Here is a 22,000-nt window from a genome sequence, read left to right as displayed (position 1 = left end):
GCGCCCGGATCAGTTCGGGCGCGTCGTCGTGGCGGCCGGGGCCTCGTTGGCGGCGCGCTGCGCGTCGGCGTTCGGCGCGGCGCCCGTGGCGGGCTTCGAAGCGTCGGCGGTCAGCCCGTCGGCAAGCTTGCGCTTGATCGATTCCACGACGTCCTCGGTCGGCTTGGGCTCGCCCACCAGCGCGCGGTTCCACTGGAAGCGGGCCTCGCGCGTGCGGCCGACGCGCCAATAGGCGTCGCCCAGATGGTCGTTGATCGTCGGATCGGCCGGGGTCAGGAGAATGGCGCGCTCGAGCTGCTCCACCGCGTCCGGGTAGCGCCCGAGGCGGTAATAGGCCCAGCCCAGCGAGTCGATGATGTAGCCGTCGTTCGGCCGCAGATCGACGGCCCTGCGGATCATCTTCAGACCCTCGTCGAGATTGCGGTTCATGTCGACCCAGCTGTAGCCGAGATAGTTCAGGACCTGCGGCTGGTCGGGCGAAAGCTCCAGCGCCTTCTTGAAGTCCGGCTCGGCCTTGTCCCATTCCTTCAGCCGCTCGAAGGCGATGCCGCGCTGGAAATAGATGTTCCAGAGCGTCGGCGAGTCCTTCGGGGCGAGTTCCAGTGCCCGGTCGAGCAGCGCCACGGCTTCGCCATAGGATTTGTCCGCCGACAGGACATCGGCAAACGCGAGATGGGCCTGAAGGTCGTTCGGATAATCCTTCACGGCCTTGCGCAGATGCTCCTTGGCCTCTTCCTTGCGGTCGGCCTGCCAGAGGTCGAGGCCCATCTGGAGCTCGGCCGTGCGGCGATAGGCGGAGTTCTTCGGGATCTGCGCGTAATAGGAGAGGGCGAGATCGATCTGCTGCGTGCGATCGGCGATCCCCGCCATGGCGGTGAGGAGCTTGGGATCGAGCGTCGGCGAAACCGCCTTGGCGAACTGGAAGTAGAGAAGGGCCACGTCCTGCCCGTCGCCCCGGTTGATCGCCTGTCCGAGGATGTAGAGCGTCTCGGCCGCGCCGTCCTGCGCGTTCTCGATCGGCGGGGCGACCTTCTTGCCGCCGTCCACCTCGGCGCGCAGCTGCACCAGCGGGTCGTAACTGGGGGCGAGGTCGAGGCCCTTGTCGATCGCGGCGAGCGCATCGGCCTTGCGACCGGCGCGCGCTTCGAGCCGGCCGAGCGCCTCGGCGGCGCCGAGGAAGGCGTCCACCGAGGTCTGGGCCGAGGGCTGATCGGAGATGACGCTGTTCAGCGCCGTGCGCGCGGCGGGCAGATTGCCGGCGAGCCCGGCGAGGAGCCCGGTCTGATACTGGTTGAACACAGCGAACCAGGACGCGCCGGCCAGCGACTGGACGCGCGCCAGGGCATCCTTCGGGCGGCCCGCGCCGATCTCGGCCCAGGAGGAGAGATGGCCGACGAGCAGCGTGTCGAGATCGCTCGTGTCGTCCAGCTTGAACTGGTTGATCGCCGCGTCGAAGCGGCTGGCGCGCAGGGCATCGAGGCCGAGCGCGATATGGGCGACCTTGCCGACATCCTCGTTGTTGGCGAGCTTGGCGGCGAGCTTCACGCCTTCCGCGAAGCGCCCGTCCGCGAGATAGGCGAACATGGCTTCCTGCTGCAGCGTCTCCGAAGTCGGGTCGAGCGCGAGGGCCTTTTCGTAATATTGGGCGGCGACGTCGGGCTTGCGATCCTCGCGCGCCTGCTTCGCCGCGAGATAGGCGCCCGACAGCGTGTTCACCTCGATCGGCGGCTTGGCGCTGGCGGCGGGGACAGTCTCGCCCGTCTTCGCCTGCGCGCCGGCCGCGCCGATCGCCATCATCGAGGCCGCGAGCGCCGCCCGGAGAGCGATCCGCGAAATGCGCGATGTATCCACGTCGAATTCCTTTGCGAGGGGCAAGAGCGGCCCGGACCGGCGGCGCGGGCGCGGCTCATGAGGCCGCCGCCTCAGACGGATCGCCAAACGCCGCCCGGTTCCCTTGTCAAGCCAGCTTGTTCATTTTGGGGCCGGGCGCAAGAGCACCTGCGAAACGCGGCTCAAGAAATGCGGTCGATCGAGAACTCGACCACCGCCTCCAGCGCGTCGCGCACCGGGCCGGCGGGCATGGCGTCCAGCGCCTGCGCGGCGAGGCGCCCTTCGTCGCGGGCGCGCTGCTTGGTCGCTTCCAGCGCGCCGTGGCGCTCCATGATCTCGCGCGCGCGGCTGAGCGCCGCATCGTCGTTGCGACCCTCTTCCATGGCCTCGCGCCAGAAGCCGCGCTCGGTCTCGTCGCCCGCCGCGTAGGCGAGGATGACGGGAAGCGTGATCTTGCCCTCGCGGAAGTCGTCGCCGACATTCTTGCCGAGATCGCTGGCCGAGCCGCCATAGTCGAGAACGTCGTCCACGAGCTGGAAGGCCATGCCGAGATGCATGCCATAGGCGCGCATGGCGCGGACGGCCTCGTCGCCGGCCTCGGCAATCACCGGCCCCACTTCGGCGGCGGCGGCGAAGAGCTCGGCCGTCTTGGCGCCGATCACGGCGCGATAGTCGGCTTCGGTCGTCGTCATCTTCTTGGCGGCCGACAGCTGCCAAACCTCGCCTTCGGCGATCACGGCCGAGGCGTTGGAAAGGATGGCGAGCGCCCGCATGGAGCCGACCTCGACCATCGTCTTGAAGGCCTGACCGAGCAGGAAGTCGCCGACGAGAACGCTCGCCTGGTTGCCCCAGATGGTGCGCGCCGTCTTGCGGCCCCGGCGAAGGTCGCTCTCGTCCACCACGTCGTCGTGCAGGAGCGTGGCCGTGTGCAGGAACTCGACGCTGGCGGCGAGCTTCACGTGACCCTCGCCCCGATAGCCGAAGAGAAGCGCTGAGGCGATGGTCAGCATCGGGCGCAGGCGCTTGCCGCCGGACGAGATCAGATGCTCGGCGATCTCGGGGATCAACTCGACATTCGACCCCGCCATGGCGAAGATCATGTCGTTCACGCGGCCCATGTCGGCGCGCGTGAGATCGAGGATCGGGTCGATCGAGGCGACTGGCCGCTTCGGTCCCACGGGGCTGGCTAGGCTCACGACATCCTCCATTCGGTTGTCGGGGCAATAGCGGGGCCGGGAGCCAGCGGCAAGAGCGAATGCCGGGACAAACTGCCCATGCGGGCGAAACCGCGTCCGTGCGGGCTTGCGGCGCGAGGGGCTTTCGCGGCAAGTCGGACCCATGATCGAACTCCTGCGCTCCAACGACCCGGTGCTTCTGTCCTTCCTGTCGGCGCTCCTGAAGGACGCGGGCATCGCCCATTTCGTGGCGGACGGCCATATGAGCATTCTCGACGGCTCGATCGGCGCCATCCCGCGCCGGCTCCTCGTGGACGAGGATGGGCTGGAGGAAGCCCGCAGCCTCCTGCGCGACGCGGAACTCGGCCATGAATTCTCCGACCGAAGCTGACGAGGCCGCGCCCGGCGCGTCGCCCACGGGCGAGGTGTCGAAGGACGCATTTCTCGGTGGCGGCTTTCATCTTCTCCAGCCGGCGCGCGGCGGCTTTCGCGCCGGTCACGACGCGCTGCTTCTGGCGGCCTGCGTGCCCCGCGAGGCAAGGGGTGAGGCGCTCGACATGGGGAGCGGGGCGGGGGCCGTGGCCTTCGCGGCGGCGAGCCGCGCGAGCGGCTTGCGCCTCACGCTCGCCGAGCGCAGCCCGGTCATGGCGCAGCTGGCGCGAGACAGCGTGGCGCTCGGCGAAAACGCGGCGCTGGCGGGCCGGCTGCGCGTGACCGAGCTCGATCTTTTGGCGCCCCGTGCGGCGCGCGAGGCGGCGGGCCTGCCAGACAACGGCTTCGACTGGGTTCTGTCCAATCCGCCCTTTCATCCGCCGGGCGGGCGCGTGTCGCCCGACGCGCTGCGCGGCGCGGCGAAATCCCTGGCCTCGCCCGAGATGCTCACGCGCTGGCTGGCGGTAGCCGGCGCGCTCGCGCGCCATGGCGCGTCGCTTGTCCTGATCGTGCGGCCCGACACGCTCGGCTCGGTTCTGGAGGGCGCGGAGGGGCGCTTCGGCGCCTTGACGCTGCGCGCGGTGCATTCCGCGCCGGACGCCCCGGCGCTGCGGCTTCTCGTGTCGGGAATGCGCGGCTCGCGCGCGCCGCTGCGCATCCTGCCGCCGGTGATCCTCGACGCGGACCTGCGGGCGGCGGTGTCGCGGGGCGAGGCCGATCTCTCCCTTTCTTAGAGTACCTAACAATACCTCCGGGCGGAGGATGGTCGAGGGATTTTCGTCAGACGGCGCGGAGCAAGGCGCAGTCGATGCCGGCGGCATCGGCGAGCATTTGCGACAAAGCGGCCGGCGAAAAGAACCGATCAGCCGACCCCGCGAGGTTTTGTTAGGTACTCTTAAGGCCCGGCGCTTGGCGGCGGCGCGTGGCGCTTCCTACATGGAGCCTCACGATTCGCGATCCGAGGTTTGCCCGTGCCCAGCCGCCTGACGAAGCTTCTCCCCAAACGCTTCCGCTCCGAAGGGACGGTGATCCCCGTGGTGCGCCTTCAGGGCGTTATCATGGCCGGCGCGTCCGGGCCGTTCCGCCAGTCGATCTCGCTCGCCTCCGTCGCCCCGCTTCTGGAGCGGGCCTTTTCGATGAAGGACGCGCCGGCCGTCGCCATCTCCATCAATTCGCCGGGCGGCTCGCCGGTGCAGTCGCGCCTCGTGTTCCAGCGCATCCGCGATCTCGCCGAGGAAAAGAAGAAGCATGTCATCATCGCCTGCGAGGATGTCGCGGCATCCGGCGGCTACATGATCGCCTGCGCGGGCGACGAGATCGTGGCCGACCCGTCCACCGTGGTCGGCTCGATCGGCGTCGTGTCCGGCGGCTTCGGCTTCGTGGAGCTGATCCGCAAGATCGGCGTCGAGCGCCGCGTCCACACGGCGGGGCAGAACAAGGCGACGCTGGACCCGTTCCGGCCCGAGCGGCCGGAGGACGTGGAGCACCTGAAGTCGCTCCAGCTCGACGTCCACCAGACCTTCATCGACCTCGTGAAGAGCCGGCGCGGCGCCAAGCTCGCCGATCATCCCGACCTCTTCACCGGTCTGTTCTGGTCGGGCCTGCGCGGCCTCGATCTCGGCCTCGTGGATCGCCTGGGCGATCTGCGCACGGTTCTGCGCGACCATTACGGCGAGACGGTCAAGCTCCAGCTCATCGGCCAGAAGCGCGGCCTGTTCGGCCTGCGCGGCGGGGCCGGGGCGAGCCGGCTCACGGGCGGAGCGACCCTGCAGGATGTCGGCGCGACGCTCGCCTCGGGTCTTGCCGACGCCGCCGAGGAGCGCGCTCTCTGGGCGCGCTACGGGCTCTGAGCCGCCCGCGCCTCGCGCAAGCGCCGCGCCTTGCCTTTGCCGGCTTTCGCGGCGACGATCGGCGGGAGTGAACCATGGCGGATCTGATGCCCATCCTGCTTTTCGGCCTCGTCGGCGCGGCGGCCTATTTCGGATACCAGCAGATGCAGCGCGACGCCGCGCGCGTATCGGAGCGCAACCGCCGCTCCGAAGCCGAGATGCGCACCGGCGCGCAAGGAACGCTGGTGCGCGGCGAGGACGGCGTGTTCCGCCTCGAGCGGGACTGATCGCGCCATCGCGGCGGGAGAGGCTTGACCCTTCCGCCGGCTCCGTGGCAACTCGCGCGCAAAAGGCCGAGTGCCGCCCGTCCGCGCGCTGACGCCGCTGCCAGTCAAGAGGTGCCCCATGTCCGAACTCGCCCCCCACATGCGGCCCGAACGCTCCTTTCAGGGGCTGATCCTCGCGCTTCATCGCTATTGGGCCGATTACGGCTGCGTCGTGCTTCAGCCCTACGACATGGAAGTGGGCGCCGGCACGTTCCACCCTGCGACGACGCTTCGCGCCCTAGGGCCCCGCCCGTGGAACGCCGCCTATGTCCAGCCCTCGCGCCGGCCGAAGGACGGGCGCTACGGCGAGAACCCCAACCGCCTCCAGCACTACTACCAGTATCAGGTCATCCTGAAGCCCAACCCGTCGAACCTCCAGGAGCTTTATCTCGGCTCCCTGAAGGCGATCGGCGTCGACATGGCGCTGCACGACATCCGCTTCGTCGAGGACGACTGGGAAAGCCCGACGCTCGGCGCCTGGGGACTTGGCTGGGAATGCTGGTGCGACGGGATGGAAGTCTCGCAGTTCACCTATTTCCAGCAGGTCTGCGGCATCGAGTGCGCGCCGGTCGCGGGTGAATTGACCTATGGTCTCGAGCGCCTCGCTATGTATGTGCAGAACGTCGACAACGTCTACGACCTGAACTTCAACGGCCGCGAGGGCGCCGAGAAGGTCACCTACGGCGACGTCTTCCTGCAGGCCGAGCAGGAATATTCCCGCTTCAACTTCGAGATCGCCGACACGAAGATGCTCTTGCAGCATTTCGACGACGCCGAGCGCGAATGCGCCGCGATCCTGGCCGCCGGCGCGCCGGACGCGGCCGGCGCCTTCCACCGCTGCGTCCTGCCGGCCTACGATCAGGCCATCAAGGCCAGCCACGCCTTCAACCTTCTGGATGCGCGCGGCGTCATCTCCGTCACCGAGCGCCAGAGCTACATCCTGCGCGTTCGCACCCTCGCCAAGGCCTGCGGCGAAGCCTTCCTGCTCACCGAAGCGGGCGGCGCGGGGTGGAAGGCCGTCGCCTGATCGCGGTCCCGGCGCGAGCCGCCGAGGCGGCTCGCGACCCGAGTACGACGTACTCGTGATGGTCCTTTCGCTCCGGAAGTTGCCATTCCTTCGATCAAACCTTGGACGGCTTTTCCCTCAGCAGGCCCGCCGCCATAAGGCTGAAAGCCCCTACGGCCTTTGGCAGGGCGGACTGCGGCTCGTCGCTGGCAGCAACCCATAGGGCAGCGGTCAAGGCTGCTCCGCTTAGAAGACGTGCAGCAGCCTCGATATCGACAGGTTTCAGCACCTTGCTCGAGACCAGTCCGGCGACCGTCCGCTTGGTCATATCCAGACAGGCGTTCTGGCTCGGCCAGCGAGACGGGTCACCAAGGAAGGCGGGACCGTCCAGCAGAACGATCCGACGAACCTCTGGATCGAGAGCCATGCCGATATAGGCTGCGCCCTCGGCAATCAGGGCATCCCAGTCGTTTGACGCGCCGGCCGCCGCCTCTCGAGCCCGTTCCGCCATCTCGCCGTCCACTTGCGCAACCACGGCGGCAAGCAGTCCCTTCTTGTCGCCGAAGCTGTGATAGAGGGCTCCTCGCGTCAGCCCGACATCGGCCGTCAGGTCGTCCATCGACGCGTCCGCGAACCCTTTCTTGGCAAAGGCCCGGCGGGCTGCGCTGATAAGTTTGGCGCGGTTTTCCTCCATAGCGTCCGCCCTTCTCTTCGGTGCCAAAACGCCCCCTCTTTCCCATACGCTGCGTATGCCATTGACATACGGAGCGTATGAATTACCTTCGCATACGCGCCGTATATCATTTTGTTCGGCATTCCTGAAGCTTCTTCGTGTCTCACCGAACGATCGGGATCGACGCGACATTTCCAATAAGGCTCTCGCTATGACCAAACGTGACGCTGTGTTTCCCGCCGACCGTCACGCCCTCTACGAGGCGCATGGCTACTCTGCTGCGATCCGCTCCAGCGATCTTCTGTTTGTGTCCGGTCAGGTGGGAAGCCGTTCGGATGGGACGCCCGAACCCGACTTCGGCGAGCAGGTTCGCCTTGCCTTTTCAAATCTCGAGCGGACGCTGGAAGCTGCGGGATGCACCTTCGACGATATCGTCGACGTGACGACATTCCATACCGATCCAGAAAAGCAGTTCCCGACGATTATGGAGGTGAAAAGCAAAGCGTTCCCGCAGACACCCTACCCGAACTGGACCGCGATCGGCGTCAACTGGCTCGCCGGGTTCGACTTCGAGATCAAGGTCATCGCCCGCATCCCGACCGGCACGAGTGTGCCTTCGAACTGAAAAGCCAACTCAGTCCGGAAACGGCGGCTTTTCGACTAACACGGCTGAAACCGGACTGTCGGTAAACCACCCAACTCCGCCCTTACTCCCCAAGTTTCCTCGCCCTCCGGCCCATCATCCCGGCCGCGATCGGTGGTGCGAGCGCTTTGCGCGTGTCGCCGTCCGGGCCCTTGGCACTCACCCGCCCAGCCCCCATGTCCCGGCTTCGTTGCCCAAGACCGAAAGGACGGACATGAAAAGCGCAGCCCACGAGACGTTCGGCGATCCCGCCGAGGTTCTGCACCTTGCGGACAGCCCGCTGCCGGAGCCCGGGCCGGGCGAGGTGCGCGTGCGCACGATCCTGTCGCCGATCCACAATCACGACCTTTGGACCGTGCGCGGTTCCTATGGCTACAAGCCCGAGCTTCCCGCGATCGGCGGCTCGGAAGCCGTCGGCACGATCGAGGCGGTGGGCGAGGGGGTCGACGGCGCGATGGTCGGCCGGCGCGTGGCGGTCGCCGGCGTCCACGGCACCTGGGCCGAGGCGTTCCTCGCGAAAGCCGGCGGCGTCATGCCCGTGCCGGACGAGATGGCCGACGAGGCCGCCGCGCAGCTCATCGCCATGCCCTTCAGCGCCATCACGCTTCTGGAAATGCTGGACGTGAAGGCGGGCGACTGGGTCGTCCAGAACGCCGCCAACGGCGCGGTCGGGCGCACGCTCGCGGCCCTTGCGCAGGCGCGCGGCGTCCATGTCGTCAATCTCGTGCGCCGCGAGGAGGGCGTCGCCGAAATGGAGGCGGCGGGCATCGCCCACACCATCTCCACGGCCGGCGACGGCTGGAAGGACAAGGTGCGCGCGCTGACGGGCGGCGCGCCGATCAAGGCGGGCGTCGATTCCGTCGGCGGCCAGTCGAGCGCCGACCTCGCCGATCTCCTTGCCGAGAACGGGCTCTTCGTCTGCTTCGGTTCGATGACCGGCGAGCCGATGATCATTCCGTCCGGCGCGGTGATCTTCAAACAGCTGGTGGTGAAGGGCTTCTGGGGCGCGAAGGTCATGCCCGCGACCTCGCCGGAGGACCGCAAGCGCCTGATGGGCGAACTCGTCTCGCGCGTTCTCAAGGGCGAGCTAAAGCTTCAGGCCGACGAGATCGTGCCGCTGGCCGACATCGCCCGCGCCGTGAAGGCCTCGCTCGCGCCCGGCAAGGTGGGCAAGGTTCTCCTGAAGCCCTGATGCCGAAAGGGCGGGCCACGAGGACCCGCCCTTTTTCAAATGGCGTCCGAGCTTCGCGTCGCGAAGGTCGGGCGGGCGCGGCGCCCGCCCGTTCGGCCTAGCCGAGCTTGGCGAGAAGCTCGTCCGTCGGCCAGCCGTCCGGCGCCATGCCGTGCTTGCGTTGCTCGCTCGCCACCGCGGCGCGGGTGTTGGCGCCCAGAATCCCGTCCACCTTGCCGACATCGTAGCCGAGCGAGACGAGGCGCTGCTGCAGCTGCTTCATCTTCTCGCCGTCGAGGCCGGGCTGCGGATTGCCGACCGCGACCTCCGGGTCGCCCGCGAGCCGCGTGCCGAAATAGGCGGCTGTCAGCGAATAGGTCAGCGAGTTGTTCCACTGGAGATAGATGTCGAAATTCGGAAAGGCGAGGAAGGCCGGGCCGCCCTTGCCCTGCGGCAGGATGATCGAGGCCATCATGCCGTCGCGCTCGAGCGGCGAGCCGTCCGACTTGGTGACGCCGAGCTTGGCGAATTCGGAGCGCGGCTCCTTGTTCACCAGCGCGGCGCGGTCGTAGGGGAAGTCGGCGGGCATGCGGATGGCTTCGAGCCAGGGCTCGCCCTTGCGCCAGCCCATGGACTGGATGAACTTGCCGGTGGTCATCAGGACGTCGGGCACGTCGGTCAGAAGGTTGATCTGGCCGTTGCCGTCCTGGTCCGTGCCGAAGGCGATGTAGTCTTCCGGCAGGATCTGGGTCTGGCCGAGCTCGCCGGCCCAGGCGCCCTTCATCTGGTCGGGCGTCAGGTAGCCGCGATCCACCAGCTCGATCGCGCCGATGAGATGGGGGCGGAAGATTTCCGGGCGGCGGCAGTCATGGGCGAGCGTCGCCAGCGCCGACAGCGTGTCGAAATCGCCGAGCACCGCGCCGTAATCGGTCTCGAGGCCCCAGAAGCTCGCGATCACCGGGCCGGGCACGCCGGTCTTGGCCTCCACGTCGCGGAAGGTCGAGGCGTATTTCTGGATGTTGGCCTTGCCGCGCGCCAGCCGATCCTTGTTGACCATGCGGCCCTGGAAGCGCAGCCATTCCTGCTGGAACACGGCCTGACCCCGGTCGCGCGCCAGAACCTTCTCGTCCTGGCGGACATGGGCGAGCGCCCGGTCGACGCCGGCCTGCGACAGACCCTTGGCCAGCGCCTCGGCCCGCACGCCCTGGAGAAAGGCGTTCCAGTCCCCGCCGCATTGCGCGCCCTGCGCGGCGGCCGTGCCGACGCCGGCCAGCGCGAGGATCGAGGCGAGAGCCAGGGGTTTGAGCGAGAAGGTCATGAGAGGTCCGTTTCGAGACAATGGGATCGCCCGGCCTAACAGATAAACTGCGGCGCTTTGAAGAAGCGGGTTCAGGAGGCGGGCCGATGCGCCTTCAGCCAGAGGTCCCAATCGGCCCGCGTGCCGGAAAAGGCGTTGCGGTCGACGCCGCCCTTGACGCCCGGCACGGTGCCCGTGGCCGTCCACTGCCAGAAGCGCCAGTCGCGGCCCGGATAGTTCTCGCTCGGATGGTCCTTCACGCCGCGCAGCCAGAACTGGTGCTTGGGAAAGGTGCCGACGAGCCGGTCGCGGTGAATGTCGATCGGAGCGTAGATGATGGGCCGCACGCCGTAATAACGCTCCAGCGCGTTCAGGAAGGCGCTCATCTCGCGCACCATCTCCTCGCGTGGCGGGCGGCGGGTGCAGGTCGGCGAATCGGGCGTCCACTCCACGTCCAGCACCGGGGGGAGGGCTTCCGGGTCGCGCGGCACGTTCTCGATGAACCAGCGCGCCTGCTCGATGCCCGGCCGGCACCAGTAGAAGAAATGATAGGCGCCGCGCGGCACGCCGGCGGCCTTGGCATATTTCCAGTTGCGCGCGAAGGCGTCGTCGACCCGGTCCCCGCCCTCGGTGGACTTGATATAGGCGAAGGCGACCCCTCCGGCGCGCGCCGCGTTCCAATCGACATCGCCCTGGTACTTCGACACGTCGATGCCGTGAACGGGATAGTGCTCGGGTTTGGAGCCCGAAATGCCGGTCAGCCCCAGTTCGCCCGCGTCGAGCGACACGGAACGGCAGCTCGACAGCGCAAGGCAGGCGAGCGCGAGGAGCGCCGCGATCCGCGCGCCCGATCGCCGTTCGGCGCGGTCGGTTCTCTGGCCCTGCCGCATCCTGTTCTCTCCACATGCCGAGTCCGGCGGCAAACTGCGGGCGGGACCTTACCTCGGGCTGGCCTCGCGGCCGGGCTCACCGAAGGGTGAGCTGGCGCGAATGTAACAGATGTAATGCAGCGTGATGATGCGAGAGGCGAACCGAACCGAACGTCGCTCGTTGTGGCAGCAACGGACCGCAAACAGGAGACTTGCGATGAAGACGATTTCTCTGGCTCTCGGCGCTGCCGCCCTTCTGGCCCTGTCGGCCTGCTCCGACAACAACAGCACCTCGTCCACCACGCCGGCCACCACCACGCCTCCGGCCGCGACGGACACGACCACGACGACGCCCGCGACGGGCACGACCGGCACCACGGGCATGACCGCGACGCCGCCGGCCACCGGCACCACGGGAACGACCGGCACCACGGGCACCACGACGACGCAGTAAGCCGCACCGAGCGCACGGAACGTCGAGACGGGCTCGCGCCAGCCAGCGCGAGCCCGTTTCTTTTGCCGGCCCCGCTGGGGGAAGACCACGCTTTCGCTGTTGCGAAGGCGCGGGCTGCGATAAGGTGCCGAGTCGAAAGGCGCCCTTCGCGGCGTGGCGGAACACGAAGAGCCCATGTCGATCTATTCGAGCCTCGCGCAATTGGTGCGGGATCTCGCCGCCAGTGGGGCGGCCACCGTTGAAGCCCTGGTCGAGCGCATCCGCGCCGGGTTCGCGGCCGACCGCGAGACGCGCAAGCGGGTCGCCTTTTCCGTCGCGATGATCGCGCTTTCGGCCAAGATGGCCAAAGCCGACGGCGTCGTCAGCCAGAACGAGATCAACGCCTTCCGCCGCATCTTCGCGATTCCGCCCGAGGAAGTGCGCAACGTCTTCCGGCTCTACGATCTCGCCCGGCAGGACACGGCCGGCTTCGAGGCCTATGCGCTGCGGATGCGCTCGCTCTGCGGCAGCGGCCATGGCGACTGCGCGCTTCTGATCGACGTTCTCGACGGGCTGTTCCACATCGCGGGCGCGGACGGGTTCGTCCACGAGCGCGAGCTTCAGTTCCTCCACCGTGTCGCCGAGCTTTTCGAGATCAGCGAGCGCGAGTTCTCGCGTCTGAAGGCCCGCCATATCGTCGGCGGGGAGGCGGGGGCCTATGCCGTGCTCGGCGTCGAGCCGACCGACAGTCCCGAGGTGATCCGCCGCCGCTATCTGGAACTGGTCAAGGAGAACCATCCGGATAGGCTCGTGGCGCGCGGGGTTCCGCAGGAGTTCATGGCGATCGCGACCGAGCGCATGAAGGCGATCAACGCGGCCTGGGCGACGGTCGGCAAGCTGGCGCCGGCGCAGTGAAAGCCGACACGCCGCTCGTCTCGCGCCTCGTTCCTTCGCCAAGCCACAACGAGCGACGCGGCGTAGCGGGCCCCGACATCCTGCTTCTCCACTACACGGGCATGCGCAGCGGCGCGGCGGCGCTGGAACGGCTGACCGATGCCGCCAGCGAAGTGTCGGCCCATTATCTCGTGGAGGAGGATGGCGAAATTTTTCAACTTGTGCCCGAGGCGCGGCGCGCCTGGCACGCGGGGCGGGGAAGCTGGCAGGGACACAGCGACATCAACTCGCGCGCCATCGGCATCGAGATCGTCAATCCCGGCCATGAGCACGGCTATCGCCCGTTTCCCGATCCGCAGATCGCTTCGGTGATCGAATTGTGCAGGGATTGTGGCGAAAGATGGCAAATCGCGCCGCATTTGGTGCTGGCGCATTCCGATATCGCGCCCGATCGCAAGGAAGACCCCGGCGAGTTGTTCCCTTGGGATCAACTTTTTTCGGCCGGCATCGGTCTCTGGTGCGCGATCGATCATAAGCCGGGCGAAGTTTTGCTCTGGATGGGCGATCGGGGGTCCCTCGTCGAGGCCTATCAGCGGCAGCTCGCAACCTTCGGATATGGCCTGCGAAAGGACGGGATCTTCGGGGAGGAGACCCGTCTCGTGACGCTCGCCTTCCAGCGCCATTTCCGACCCGCGCGCCTTACCGGAGCGGTCGATGCGCAGACGCAGGACAGGCTCCTGCGCCTCCTTCAATCGATCTGATTTGGGGCGCTGAAACGCGCTGGCGAGCGTTCCGTTCAAGCGCGTTTTGTTTCAACCGTTAACATTCCGTTACCGCCGCGTCCCATTCCCGGTCGAATTTGGCCGGCAGAAGGAGCCCGCACCGCCGCTGAGGATTTGCGGCCGAGAGGGGACGATGCAGCCGGCGTGTTGAGCCGGCCGCACCGAAGACCACAGGACTGAAATGAGACGACTGCCTGCCATGGCCACCGCCGTGACACTCGCGCTTGCGCCGATTTCCGCCGCCAACGCCGATACCGCCTCTTCCACTTCCACCGCTCCGATCGAAAAGACCAGCCTCGACACCACCCTGACCGATCCCGCTGCCAAGCTCGTCGCGCCGGCCGATGCCGACGGGGCGGAGGGCGACGAGGCCGAGCGTCTTTCGGATCGGCCCTTTGCCGACATTATCGAGCGCGAAGCCAAGGCCAACGGCGTACCCGTGGAGCTTGCCCACGCCATCGTCTCGGTGGAAAGCAATTACCGCATCGAGGTCACCGGCCGGGCCGGCGAGATCGGCCTGATGCAGATCAAGCCTGCCACCGCCCGCGACATGGGCTTCGTCGGCGACAAGACCGACCTCTACAATCCCGAGGTCAACATCAAATACGGCATGAAATATCTGGCGGGCGCCGAGCGTCGCGGTGGCGGAACGCTGTGCGGCACGATCCTGAAATACAATGCCGGCCATTATTCCAAGCGCATGAACCCCACCTCGGCGCGCTACTGCGAGAAGGTGAAGCTGGTTCTGGCCTCGCTCTAAGAGTCCGTCCGGAACGTCACCGGCGGAGGATCGCCGAGGAATTTTCGTCGCGATCGAGGCGCCGAACGCAGTCGATGCGGGTGGCATCGGCGAGGATCGGCAACGAGGAGGGCGGCGAAAAGACCCGGCGAGCCGACCCGGCGGACTTTTCGGACGGGCTCTAAGCCGATCCTCGCTTGACAGCTAGGGCCGCGCGGGCGACATCACGCCCGCCAGCCGGCCGGGCGGCCGCTCCCGTCATATGTCGAAAGACGGCGGGGGAGGAAAGTCCGGGCTCCACGGAGAAACGGTGCCGGGTAACGCCCGGCGGGGGTGACCCCAGGGAAAGTGCCACAGAAAACAAACCGCCCTCGGCTTCGGCTCGGGGGTAAGGGTGAAACGGTGGGGTAAGAGCCCACCGCGCTTCCAGCAATGGCGGCGGCAGGGCAAACCCCACCGGGAGCAAAACCGAATAGGAACGACGCGGCGGGAAACCGCCAGCCCTTCTCCGGGTCGGTCGTTCGGGTGGGTTGCTTGAGGCGCCGCGCGAGCGGCGTCCCAGAGGAATGGTCGCCGGGCGGCGCAAGCCGTCGCACAGAACCCGGCTTATAGGCCGGCTGGCCTTCGACCATCGCCGCACCCGTCGCCTCCGCTTTAGGATCGGGATGGGACGGCGTCCCACACATCATGGGACGATCCCCCACGGGGGGAGGGCGCGCTTGCCGCGACCCTTCGCGCATCCGGCCTATCGAGGGCGCATGGCGCAACGGACGGCTACATTTCCCTTTGCCGAAAACTTCAAGCCCGTCTCGCCGCATTTTGCGCGAACGCTTTGACGCGCCATGAAAAAAATGCAGACCAGCCCGTCAAAATGCTGGCCCTCCGTTACCCCTTGTAAACACTGGCTTCACCCGGCGCCGGCGGCGCCCTCCGACTGCGGCGACCGCTCGGTTTTGACGTTCCAGCATTGCTTCCGCAAGGCGCGTTAAGTCTCTGGAAAGATTGGTTAACGAAAGCGCCTGCGGCAGGCCTGCAACAGGTGCGGCGCGACCGTGCGGGCGGGGCGTTCCCATTGACCCCCATGGGGGCCCATGATATCCCAAACCCATCCTGAAGGCCCGCTTCCCGGGCCGAATTCAAACATTGGCGAGCATCGGTTCCAGCGTGTTTCGGCTGGGCTGCGCGGACGGTTTTGGCCGTCTCGCGGGTGAGTTTGTGTGCTGATTTCGGCCATGAAGGCGGGCGGAGGTGTCGTGAGGGGACGAGGGAAAGAAGGGGCGGTCGACGGCGACGATGGACCGGTTCCTTTCCAACTCGGTCAACAATATCGACGCCAAGGGGCGGGTGTCCGTGCCGGCGCCGTTTCGGCAGGTGCTGGCCGCGCGCGGGTTTCGCGAGCTCTACGCCTTGCAGGCGATCGGGCAGCCGGCGATCGACGTCGGCGGCATGGACCTTCTGGAGCGCTACGAAACGCGCATGGCGCAGGAGGACCCCTTCAGCGAGGACTATTCGGACATGTCGCTCTTTGCCTATGGCGATGGCGCCTTTCTGAAATTCGATGCCGAGGGGCGCATCATGGTGTCGGACTTCATTCGCACCCACACGGGCATCACCGATCGCGTGGCCTTCGTGGGTCGCAACCATTTCTTCCAACTCTGGGAGCCGTCCCGGTTCGAGGCCTATCGAGCGGAAGCGCGCGCACGTCTGACGGCGCGTCGCACCGGCCGAGGCATGTCCGAGGGTGCGCCGGAATGATGACGGATCACGGCACGGTCGAGGAACCTGCCGATGGCGGACCGGTTCGTCACATTCCGGTGCTCCTCCGGCCTGTTTTGGAAGCCTTGGACCCCCGACCCGGCGAGGTGATCGTCGATGGGACCTTCGGGGCGGGCGGCTATTCGGCCGCCCTTCTCGCGTCCGGCGCCAGCGTTCTCGGCATCGATCGCGACCCGACGGCCATCGCCGCCGCCGCGCCCATGCTGGCGGCCCATCCTGGCTTGCGTCTCGTTCACGGCCGCTTCGGCGATCTCCAGTCGATCGTCGAGACCGAGGCCGACGGCGCGGTGGATGGCGTCGTTCTCGATATCGGCGTCTCCTCCATGCAGATCGACGAGGCCGAGCGCGGCTTCTCCTTCCAGAAGGACGGGCCGCTCGACATGCGCATGAGCCGCTCGGGCCCGAGCGCGGCCGATGTGGTGAACCGCCTGAAGGTCGGCGATCTCGCGCGCGTCCTGAATTTCCTCGGCGAAGAGCGGCAGGCCGGGCGCATCGCGCGCGCCATCGAGGCGCGCCGCGCCGAGCGCCCCTTCGAGCGCACGCTCGATCTCGCGCAGGTCGTCGGCCGGGTTCTCGGGCGCTCGCCCAAGGATCGGATCGATCCGGCGACGCGCACCTTCCAGGCCCTGCGCATCTATGTGAACGACGAACTCGGAGAGCTCGCCCGCGCGCTGGTCGCGGCCGAGCGCGTGCTGAAGCCCGGCGGCCGGCTGGCGGTCGTCACCTTCCATTCCCTGGAAGACCGGATCGTGAAACGCTTCCTGCGCGATCGATCCGAAGCGGCGTCCACGTCGCGGCATTTACCGGATGTTCAGCATAAGGACCGCACATTCGAATCTCGTAATCGGCCGGTGGCGGGTGAGGAGGACGAGATCGCCTCCAATCCTCGGGCCCGCTCGGCCAAGCTGCGATCCGCCGTCCGCACCGAGGCGCCCGCGCGCGCCGAAGGGGAGGCGACGGACTTCATCGATCTGCCGTCGCTCGCCGACCTGCCGTCCGGAGCTTGAATCGTCCCATGTCGAAGACGCTCGACGTCCTTCTCGTCGTTCTCATGCTGGGCGCGGCCGCCTGGACCTTCGGCCAGAAGTATCAGGCCGAGGCGGTGGAGCATCAGATCTCGCTGCTCGACCGCAAGATCGCGCTCGAAAAGGAGACGCTCCAGCTTCTGGACGCCGACTGGAGCCTTCTCAACCAGCCCAACCGCCTGGAGCAGCTCGCCAAGGCGTTTCAGGACACGTTGAAGCTCGACCCGACCGATCCCGAGCAGATCGTCGAGCCCAACCAGCTTCCTTCGCCGCCGGTGCCCGAAGCGCCGGCCGACCAGAAGCCCCATGATCGCTTCGCCGCCATGGACCGGAGCAAGTCCCGATGATCGATTTCCGTCGCAAGCTGGCCTTTCTCGGCGGCAAGCACGCCGCGCAGCCGGGCGTGGGCACCGGGCTGCGTCCGCGCCGGGCGGAAGCGCCGCGCAACAAGGCGCGCTTCCTGATCGCGACCGGCCTGTTCTGCTCCATCTACGGCGTCATCGGCATGCGCCTTCTGATGTGGGGCGCGGTCGCCGACACCGGCGACATCTATCGCGCCATGGCCAATAACGGGCCGGTGACGCGCCCCGACCTCGTGGATCGCAACGGCGAGGTTCTGGCGACCGACATCAAGACCGCCTCGCTCTTCGCCGAGCCGCGCCGCATCGTGGATGCGGACGAGGCGACCGAGGCGCTGCTGACCGTCCTGCCCGATCTCAACCCCAAGGTTCTGCACGACCGCCTGTCGTCCAAGGCGGGCTTCGCCTGGCTAAAGCGCGAGCTGACGCCGCGCCAGCAGCAGGAAATCCTGGCGCTCGGCATTCCCGGCATCGGCTTTCGCACCGAGAAGCGCCGCTTCTATCCGGGCGGCTCGACCGCGTCGCATATCGTGGGTCTCACGAATATCGACAATCAGGGCATCGCCGGCATGGAGAAATATGTCGACGACAGCGGCTTCCGCGCCCTGCAGGCCAACGGGCTCGCCGCGGGCGACGACCTGAAGCCGGTGAAGCTCTCGATCGACCTTCGCGTCCAGCACATCGTGCGCGACGAACTCGTCTCCGCGATGCAGAAATATCGTGCCGTCGCCGCCGGCGGCCTCGTTCTCGACGTCAACACGGGCGAGGTCATCGCGATGGCCTCGCTGCCCGACTACGACCCCAACAGTCCGGGCGACGCGCTCAAGAAGGAAAACCTCAACCGCTTCTCGGCCGGCACGTTCGAGATGGGGTCGACCTTCAAGATCTTCACCACCGCCATGGCGCTCGACTTCGGCAAGGTGTCGATCAACTCCATGGTCGACACGCGCCCCTTCTTCGTGGCCGGTCACACGATCAAGGAGTTCCACAACAAGGGCGCGGCGCTGTCGGTCACCGACATCTTCAAATACTCGTCCAATGTCGGCTCGGCCCGCGAAGCCGACATGGTGGGCCTGGAAAACCACCAGGAATTCCTGACGCGCCTCGGGCTGCTGACGCGCCTCAAGACCGAGCTGCCGGAAGTGGCCGTGCCGACCCAGCCGCGCACCTGGAAGAAGATCAACTCCATGACCATCGCCTTCGGTCACGGCGTCTCCACGACCCCCCTCAACACGGCGGTGGCGGCGGCTTCGATCATCAATGGCGGCTATTACGTTCCCCCGACCTTCCTGCCGCGCACGCAGGAGGAAGCCGATCAGGTCAAGCATCGCGTCGTGCGCGAGCAGACCGCGCTCGACATGCGCACGATCTTCCGCATCAACGGCGAGGAGGGCTCGGGCCGCGCGGCGAACGTGGCGGGCTACCATGTGGGCGGCAAGACGGGCACGGCCGAGAAGGTCATGAACGGCCGCTATTCCAAGGACCACCGCTTCAACGCCTATGTCGGCGCCTTCCCGATCGAGAAGCCGCGCTACATCGTGATGTCGATCGTCGACGATCCGCAGGTCGAGCAGGGCAAGCCGAACGCACAGGCCGGCTGGAACGCCGCGCCGATCGTGGGCAACATCGTGCGCCGCGCCGCGACCTTCCTGAACGTGAAGCCCGACTTCGGCGATGGCGGAAAGCAGCTCCTGGTGTCCTACTGACGCCAAAACGCTTCAATCGCCCGGCTGTGTGTTCTAAGAACCCGGCGGGACGAAAACCTTGGAAAGCCGGCGGCTCGCCGCCGGCTTTTTTCTGCGACCTGGAAGATGGTGAATGAAGCTTTGCGACCTCGCCGGTGAATTCGGAACCGGCTTCGACGGAGCCAATGTCGAGATCACGGGGCTGACCTCGGACTCCCGAACGGTGGAACCCGGCTTCCTGTTCGCCGCCCATGCGGGCACGAAGGGCCATGGCGAAAGCTTCGTGGCGGACGCCGAGCGGCGCGGCGCGGCGGCGCTCCTCCTGTCCGAGACGGCAGAGGTGGAGAGCGCCTTGCCGATCCTGCGCGTGTCCGACACGCGGCGCGCGCTCTCGCTCATGGCGGCGCGCTTCTACGGCCGGCAGCCGGACTGCGTCGTCGCCGTCACAGGCACGAGCGGCAAGACCTCGATCGCGGCCTTCACGCGCCAGATCTGGGCCGCCGCCGGCCATGCGAGCGCCTCGATCGGCACGACCGGCGTCGTGTCGCCCAAGCGCGACGACTACGGCACGCTGACGACGCCCGAGCCCGTGGCCCTCGCCCGGCTCATGGCCGAACTCGCCGACGAGGGCGTCACCCACGCCGCGATGGAAGCCTCGAGCCATGGCCTCGAACAGCGCCGCCTCGACGGTGTGCGTCTCTCGGCGGCAGCCTTCATCAATCTCGGCCGCGACCACATGGACTATCACCCGACGGTCGAGGACTATTTCCAGGCCAAGATGCGCTTGTTCGAGGCGCTGCTGCCCAAGGGCGCGCCCGCCGTCATCTATGCCGACGACGCGTGGACCGCGCGGGCGGTGGACGCCGCCAGGGCGGCCGGCGCCGATGTGCGCCTCGTCGGGCGCGCGGGCGACTTCCTGGTGCTGAAGCGCCTGGAGCACGAGCGCCATCGTCAGGTCGCCGAGATCGAGGCGGGCGGTCACATCCACCGCATCGTCCTGCCGCTCGCGGGCGAGTTCCAGATGGCCAATGCGCTCGTCGCGGCGGGTCTTGCCATCTCCACCGGCGTCGCGCCGGCGACGGCGATCAAGGCGCTCGAAGGCCTGCGCGGCGCGCCGGGGCGGCTCGACCTCGCCGGCACGACGCAGGGCGGCGCGCCGGTCTTCGTGGATTACGCCCACAAGCCCGAGGCGCTCGAAAACGTGCTTCAGTCCGTGCGCCCCTTCACCAGCGGCCGCGTGATCCTCGTCTTCGGCTGCGGCGGAGATCGCGACACCGGCAAGCGCCCGATCATGGGCGCGATCGCCGCGCGCCTTGCCGATATCGCCATCGTCACCGACGACAATCCGCGCTCCGAAGAGCCGGCCGCGATCCGCGCCGCCATTCTCGCCGCCGCGCCCGGCGCGCGCGAGATCGGCGATCGCCGCGAGGCGATCCGCGCCGCCGTCGCCCTCGCCGGGCCGGGCGACACGGTGATCGTCGCCGGCAAGGGCCACGAGAACGGACAGACCGTGGGAGGCAGCACCTTGCCCTTCAGCGACCACGAGGAAGTGCGCGCCGCCGTCGGCGGAAAGGAGACCGCATGACCCTCGCGCTCTGGACCGGGTCGGAGATGGCGGAAGCCACCGGCGGGCGCCCCGTCGGCGCGCTGCCCTCCGTGATTTCCGGCATCTCGATCGACACGCGCACGCTCCAGCCGGGCGAGGCCTTCTTCGCCATCAAGGGCGAGAGCTTCGACGGACACGCCTTCCTGCGGCAGGCGATCGCCGCCGGCGCCGGGCTTCTGGTGGTGGCCGAAAAGAAGCTGCCGGCGCTCGGCAGCGTCACCGTGCCGCTTCTCGTCGTGGACGATGTCCTGAAGGCGCTGGAGCGTCTGGCGGTCGCGGCCCGCGCGCGGTCGCAGGCGCGCATCGTCGCCGTGACGGGCAGCGTCGGCAAGACCACCACCAAGGACGCGCTCACCCATGTTCTGGAGCGCCAGGGCGAGGTCCATGCCTCGCTCGCCTCCTTCAACAATCATTGGGGCGTGCCGCTGACGCTGGCGCGCCTGCCGCGCGAGGCGGCCTTTGCCGTGTTCGAGATCGGCATGAACCATCCGAACGAGATCCGGCCGCTGGTGAAGATGGTGCGCCCGCATGTCGCCATCATCACGCTGATCGCGCCCGCCCATCTCGGCTTCTTCCGCGACATCGACGAGATCGCCGAGGCCAAGGCGGAAATCTTCGAAGGCTTGGTGCCGGGCGGAACCGCCGTTCTCAACGCCGACGATCCGCAGCTCGAGCATCTCTCGCGGCGCGCCCGCGCGGCCGGCGTCACGCGCATCACGACCTTCGGCGAGGCGGCGGACGCGGATTACCGCCTGACCGCGCTTCGCTCCACCGGCTCCGGCCAGCGCCTCGCCGCGCGGATCGACGGAACCGACGTCACGGTCGAGATCGGCTCGGGCGGTCGTCACATCGCCCAGAACGTCCTGGCTGTGCTCGGCGCCGCCGACCTCACCGGCGCCGATGTCGAAACGGCAGCGGCGGATCTCGCCTCCTGGCGCGCCGGCAAGGGGCGCGGTGCGCGCGTCACTTTGCCGCTGCCGGACGGCGGCGGCGAGTGGACGCTGATCGACGAGAGCTACAACGCCAACCCGGCCTCAATGCGCGCCGCTCTTTCGCTTCTGGCGCAGTCGGCCGCCGGCACGGACGCCCGGCGGATCGCGGTTCTCGGCGACATGCTGGAGCTCGGCGCCCATTCGCGCAACCTCCATGTCGAGCTTGCCTCGGCGGTTCTCGACGCCCATCCCGATCTCGTGCTCCTGGCGGGAACCGAGATGACGGCGCTCGACGCGGCGCTGGAGCGTCTCGTGCGCCATGAATGGCATTCCTCGACCGACGAGCTTCGCGCAAGCCTCCTGCGCCACCTTCGACCGGGTGACGTCGTGATGATCAAGGCGTCGAAGAGCATCGGTTTCTCGAAGGTCGTGGACGATCTGATCGGCCAGTTCGCGCCGCAAGCCGCCCCTCGATCGGGCGAACCTGCCTCCAACCCACCTCGGCAGGGAGCCTGACC

The 22,000-nt window shown here is 67.7% G+C and carries 22 protein-coding genes and 1 other RNA gene; 18 read left to right on the top strand and 5 right to left on the bottom strand.

The genetic code is table 11. The features are described from left to right. Positions 1-9 precede the first annotated feature (9 nt). Positions 10-1,851 carry a tetratricopeptide repeat protein gene (locus B146_RS26005; protein ID WP_019996917.1) on the bottom strand — a complete coding sequence of 614 codons (1,842 nt, stop codon included), beginning with the start codon at positions 1,849-1,851 and terminating at the stop codon, positions 10-12. A gap of 161 nt (positions 1,852-2,012) precedes the next feature. Then, positions 2,013-3,038: a polyprenyl synthetase family protein gene (locus tag B146_RS0113170; protein ID WP_019996916.1), complete on the bottom strand. Its 1,026-nt coding sequence runs from the start codon at positions 3,036-3,038 to the stop codon at positions 2,013-2,015. A 130-nt stretch (positions 3,039-3,168) separates the two neighbouring features. Here B146_RS0113170 and B146_RS0113165 point away from each other — a divergent pair, with 130 nt between their 5' ends. The 5 genes from B146_RS0113165 (at position 3,169) to B146_RS0113145 (ending at position 6,619) form a co-directional block, all read left to right on the top strand. Beyond that, the gene (locus B146_RS0113165; protein ID WP_019996915.1) at positions 3,169-3,396 is read left to right on the top strand and encodes a putative signal transducing protein; all 228 of its coding nucleotides are present in this window, start codon (positions 3,169-3,171) and stop codon (positions 3,394-3,396) included. Then, positions 3,374-4,171 (top strand): tRNA1(Val) (adenine(37)-N6)-methyltransferase, encoded by a 798-nt coding sequence (locus B146_RS0113160; RefSeq protein ID WP_019996914.1) that lies wholly within the window; start codon positions 3,374-3,376, stop codon positions 4,169-4,171. The genes B146_RS0113165 and B146_RS0113160 overlap by 23 nt, the downstream gene beginning before the upstream one ends. Positions 4,172-4,408: 237 nt before the next feature. Beyond that, the gene (locus B146_RS0113155) at positions 4,409-5,287 is read left to right on the top strand and encodes a S49 family peptidase (RefSeq protein WP_019996913.1); all 879 of its coding nucleotides are present in this window, start codon (positions 4,409-4,411) and stop codon (positions 5,285-5,287) included. A 74-nt stretch (positions 5,288-5,361) separates the two neighbouring features. Next, positions 5,362-5,553: a hypothetical protein gene (locus B146_RS0113150; RefSeq protein WP_019996912.1), complete on the top strand. Its 192-nt coding sequence runs from the start codon at positions 5,362-5,364 to the stop codon at positions 5,551-5,553. A 118-nt stretch (positions 5,554-5,671) separates the two neighbouring features. Then, on the top strand, positions 5,672-6,619 hold the full coding sequence (locus B146_RS0113145; protein WP_019996911.1) for a glycine--tRNA ligase subunit alpha: 948 nt from the start codon (positions 5,672-5,674) through the stop codon (positions 6,617-6,619). 94 nt (positions 6,620-6,713) lie between these two features. On the opposite strand, the gene B146_RS0113140 is transcribed toward B146_RS0113145, so the two are convergent. Further along, a complete protein-coding gene (locus tag B146_RS0113140) occupies positions 6,714-7,292 on the bottom strand; it encodes a TetR/AcrR family transcriptional regulator (protein WP_019996910.1) in 579 nt (192 codons plus the stop codon). Positions 7,293-7,482: 190 nt separating this feature from the next. Here B146_RS0113140 and B146_RS0113135 point away from each other — a divergent pair, with 190 nt between their 5' ends. Together B146_RS0113135 and B146_RS0113125 are read left to right on the top strand one after the other, a co-directional pair. After that, positions 7,483-7,896 (top strand): RidA family protein, encoded by a 414-nt coding sequence (locus B146_RS0113135; RefSeq protein ID WP_026358582.1) that lies wholly within the window; start codon positions 7,483-7,485, stop codon positions 7,894-7,896. A 232-nt stretch (positions 7,897-8,128) separates the two neighbouring features. Then, on the top strand, positions 8,129-9,106 hold the full coding sequence (locus B146_RS0113125) for a zinc-binding dehydrogenase (RefSeq protein WP_019996907.1): 978 nt from the start codon (positions 8,129-8,131) through the stop codon (positions 9,104-9,106). A gap of 97 nt (positions 9,107-9,203) precedes the next feature. Here the strand turns inward: B146_RS0113125 and B146_RS0113120 are convergent, their stop codons facing one another. Continuing rightward, positions 9,204-10,403 carry a lytic murein transglycosylase gene (locus B146_RS0113120; protein ID WP_019996906.1) on the bottom strand — a complete coding sequence of 400 codons (1,200 nt, stop codon included), beginning with the start codon at positions 10,401-10,403 and terminating at the stop codon, positions 9,204-9,206. A gap of 71 nt (positions 10,404-10,474) precedes the next feature. Further along, positions 10,475-11,272: a glycoside hydrolase family 25 protein gene (locus B146_RS0113115; RefSeq protein WP_019996905.1), complete on the bottom strand. Its 798-nt coding sequence runs from the start codon at positions 11,270-11,272 to the stop codon at positions 10,475-10,477. A gap of 196 nt (positions 11,273-11,468) precedes the next feature. On the opposite strand from B146_RS0113115, the gene B146_RS30085 reads away from it, so the two are divergent. From B146_RS30085 to B146_RS0113060, 11 genes are all read left to right on the top strand, one after another. Further along, a complete protein-coding gene (locus B146_RS30085) occupies positions 11,469-11,705 on the top strand; it encodes a hypothetical protein (protein ID WP_019996904.1) in 237 nt (78 codons plus the stop codon). Positions 11,706-11,879: 174 nt separating this feature from the next. Further along, entirely contained in the window at positions 11,880-12,599 is a 720-nt protein-coding gene (locus tag B146_RS0113105; protein ID WP_019996903.1) for a J domain-containing protein, read from the top strand. Further along, a complete protein-coding gene (locus B146_RS0113100; RefSeq protein ID WP_019996902.1) occupies positions 12,596-13,339 on the top strand; it encodes a peptidoglycan recognition protein family protein in 744 nt (247 codons plus the stop codon). The genes B146_RS0113105 and B146_RS0113100 overlap by 4 nt, the downstream gene beginning before the upstream one ends. Positions 13,340-13,541: 202 nt before the next feature. Beyond that, positions 13,542-14,120 (top strand): lytic transglycosylase domain-containing protein, encoded by a 579-nt coding sequence (locus B146_RS26000; RefSeq protein WP_040408544.1) that lies wholly within the window; start codon positions 13,542-13,544, stop codon positions 14,118-14,120. Positions 14,121-14,332: 212 nt separating this feature from the next. Beyond that, positions 14,333-14,724, top strand: an RNA gene (rnpB, locus tag B146_RS27825) — RNase P RNA component class A. Positions 14,725-15,392: 668 nt separating this feature from the next. Continuing rightward, on the top strand, positions 15,393-15,854 hold the full coding sequence (gene mraZ, locus B146_RS0113085; RefSeq protein ID WP_019996899.1) for a division/cell wall cluster transcriptional repressor MraZ: 462 nt from the start codon (positions 15,393-15,395) through the stop codon (positions 15,852-15,854). Then, positions 15,851-16,882, top strand: coding sequence for a 16S rRNA (cytosine(1402)-N(4))-methyltransferase RsmH (gene rsmH, locus B146_RS0113080; RefSeq protein WP_019996898.1), 1,032 nt, complete (start codon positions 15,851-15,853; stop codon positions 16,880-16,882). The genes mraZ and rsmH overlap by 4 nt, the downstream gene beginning before the upstream one ends. A gap of 8 nt (positions 16,883-16,890) precedes the next feature. Beyond that, the gene (ftsL, locus tag B146_RS0113075; RefSeq protein ID WP_019996897.1) at positions 16,891-17,247 is read left to right on the top strand and encodes a cell division protein FtsL; all 357 of its coding nucleotides are present in this window, start codon (positions 16,891-16,893) and stop codon (positions 17,245-17,247) included. Then, a complete protein-coding gene (locus B146_RS0113070; protein WP_019996896.1) occupies positions 17,244-18,965 on the top strand; it encodes a peptidoglycan D,D-transpeptidase FtsI family protein in 1,722 nt (573 codons plus the stop codon). Before ftsL ends, B146_RS0113070 begins: the two co-directional genes overlap by 4 nt. 112 nt (positions 18,966-19,077) lie before the next feature. Continuing rightward, positions 19,078-20,529 carry a UDP-N-acetylmuramoyl-L-alanyl-D-glutamate--2,6-diaminopimelate ligase gene (locus B146_RS0113065; protein ID WP_019996895.1) on the top strand — a complete coding sequence of 484 codons (1,452 nt, stop codon included), beginning with the start codon at positions 19,078-19,080 and terminating at the stop codon, positions 20,527-20,529. After that, entirely contained in the window at positions 20,526-21,998 is a 1,473-nt protein-coding gene (locus tag B146_RS0113060; RefSeq protein WP_019996894.1) for a UDP-N-acetylmuramoylalanyl-D-glutamyl-2,6-diaminopimelate--D-alanyl-D-alanine ligase, read from the top strand. Before B146_RS0113065 ends, B146_RS0113060 begins: the two co-directional genes overlap by 4 nt. Positions 21,999-22,000 lie beyond the last annotated feature (2 nt).

The organism is Aureimonas ureilytica DSM 18598 = NBRC 106430 (genome assembly GCF_000382705.1).
GTDB lineage: Bacteria > Pseudomonadota > Alphaproteobacteria > Rhizobiales > Rhizobiaceae > Aureimonas > Aureimonas ureilytica.
This window is presented reverse-complemented; position numbering and strand designations above follow the sequence as displayed.

What these genes read in the sequence shown, in the direction of transcription:
- B146_RS0113170 (WP_019996916.1), bottom strand. Translation starts at nt 3,038, where the DNA reads ATGGAGGATGTCGTGAGCCTAGCCAGCCCCGTGGGACCGAAGCGGCCA.
- B146_RS0113165 (WP_019996915.1), top strand. Translation starts at nt 3,169, where the DNA reads ATGATCGAACTCCTGCGCTCCAACGACCCGGTGCTTCTGTCCTTCCTG.
- B146_RS0113160 (WP_019996914.1), top strand. Translation starts at nt 3,374, where the DNA reads ATGAATTCTCCGACCGAAGCTGACGAGGCCGCGCCCGGCGCGTCGCCC.
- B146_RS0113150 (WP_019996912.1), top strand. Translation starts at nt 5,362, where the DNA reads ATGGCGGATCTGATGCCCATCCTGCTTTTCGGCCTCGTCGGCGCGGCG.
- B146_RS0113145 (WP_019996911.1), top strand. Translation starts at nt 5,672, where the DNA reads ATGTCCGAACTCGCCCCCCACATGCGGCCCGAACGCTCCTTTCAGGGG.
- B146_RS0113140 (WP_019996910.1), bottom strand. Translation starts at nt 7,292, where the DNA reads ATGGAGGAAAACCGCGCCAAACTTATCAGCGCAGCCCGCCGGGCCTTT.
- B146_RS0113135 (WP_026358582.1), top strand. Translation starts at nt 7,483, where the DNA reads ATGACCAAACGTGACGCTGTGTTTCCCGCCGACCGTCACGCCCTCTAC.
- B146_RS0113125 (WP_019996907.1), top strand. Translation starts at nt 8,129, where the DNA reads ATGAAAAGCGCAGCCCACGAGACGTTCGGCGATCCCGCCGAGGTTCTG.
- B146_RS0113120 (WP_019996906.1), bottom strand. Translation starts at nt 10,403, where the DNA reads ATGACCTTCTCGCTCAAACCCCTGGCTCTCGCCTCGATCCTCGCGCTG.
- B146_RS0113115 (WP_019996905.1), bottom strand. Translation starts at nt 11,272, where the DNA reads ATGCGGCAGGGCCAGAGAACCGACCGCGCCGAACGGCGATCGGGCGCG.
- B146_RS30085 (WP_019996904.1), top strand. Translation starts at nt 11,469, where the DNA reads ATGAAGACGATTTCTCTGGCTCTCGGCGCTGCCGCCCTTCTGGCCCTG.
- B146_RS0113105 (WP_019996903.1), top strand. Translation starts at nt 11,880, where the DNA reads ATGTCGATCTATTCGAGCCTCGCGCAATTGGTGCGGGATCTCGCCGCC.
- B146_RS26000 (WP_040408544.1), top strand. Translation starts at nt 13,542, where the DNA reads ATGAGACGACTGCCTGCCATGGCCACCGCCGTGACACTCGCGCTTGCG.
- mraZ (WP_019996899.1), top strand. Translation starts at nt 15,393, where the DNA reads ATGGACCGGTTCCTTTCCAACTCGGTCAACAATATCGACGCCAAGGGG.
- rsmH (WP_019996898.1), top strand. Translation starts at nt 15,851, where the DNA reads ATGATGACGGATCACGGCACGGTCGAGGAACCTGCCGATGGCGGACCG.
- ftsL (WP_019996897.1), top strand. Translation starts at nt 16,891, where the DNA reads ATGTCGAAGACGCTCGACGTCCTTCTCGTCGTTCTCATGCTGGGCGCG.
- B146_RS0113070 (WP_019996896.1), top strand. Translation starts at nt 17,244, where the DNA reads ATGATCGATTTCCGTCGCAAGCTGGCCTTTCTCGGCGGCAAGCACGCC.
- B146_RS0113065 (WP_019996895.1), top strand. Translation starts at nt 19,078, where the DNA reads ATGAAGCTTTGCGACCTCGCCGGTGAATTCGGAACCGGCTTCGACGGA.
- B146_RS0113060 (WP_019996894.1), top strand. Translation starts at nt 20,526, where the DNA reads ATGACCCTCGCGCTCTGGACCGGGTCGGAGATGGCGGAAGCCACCGGC.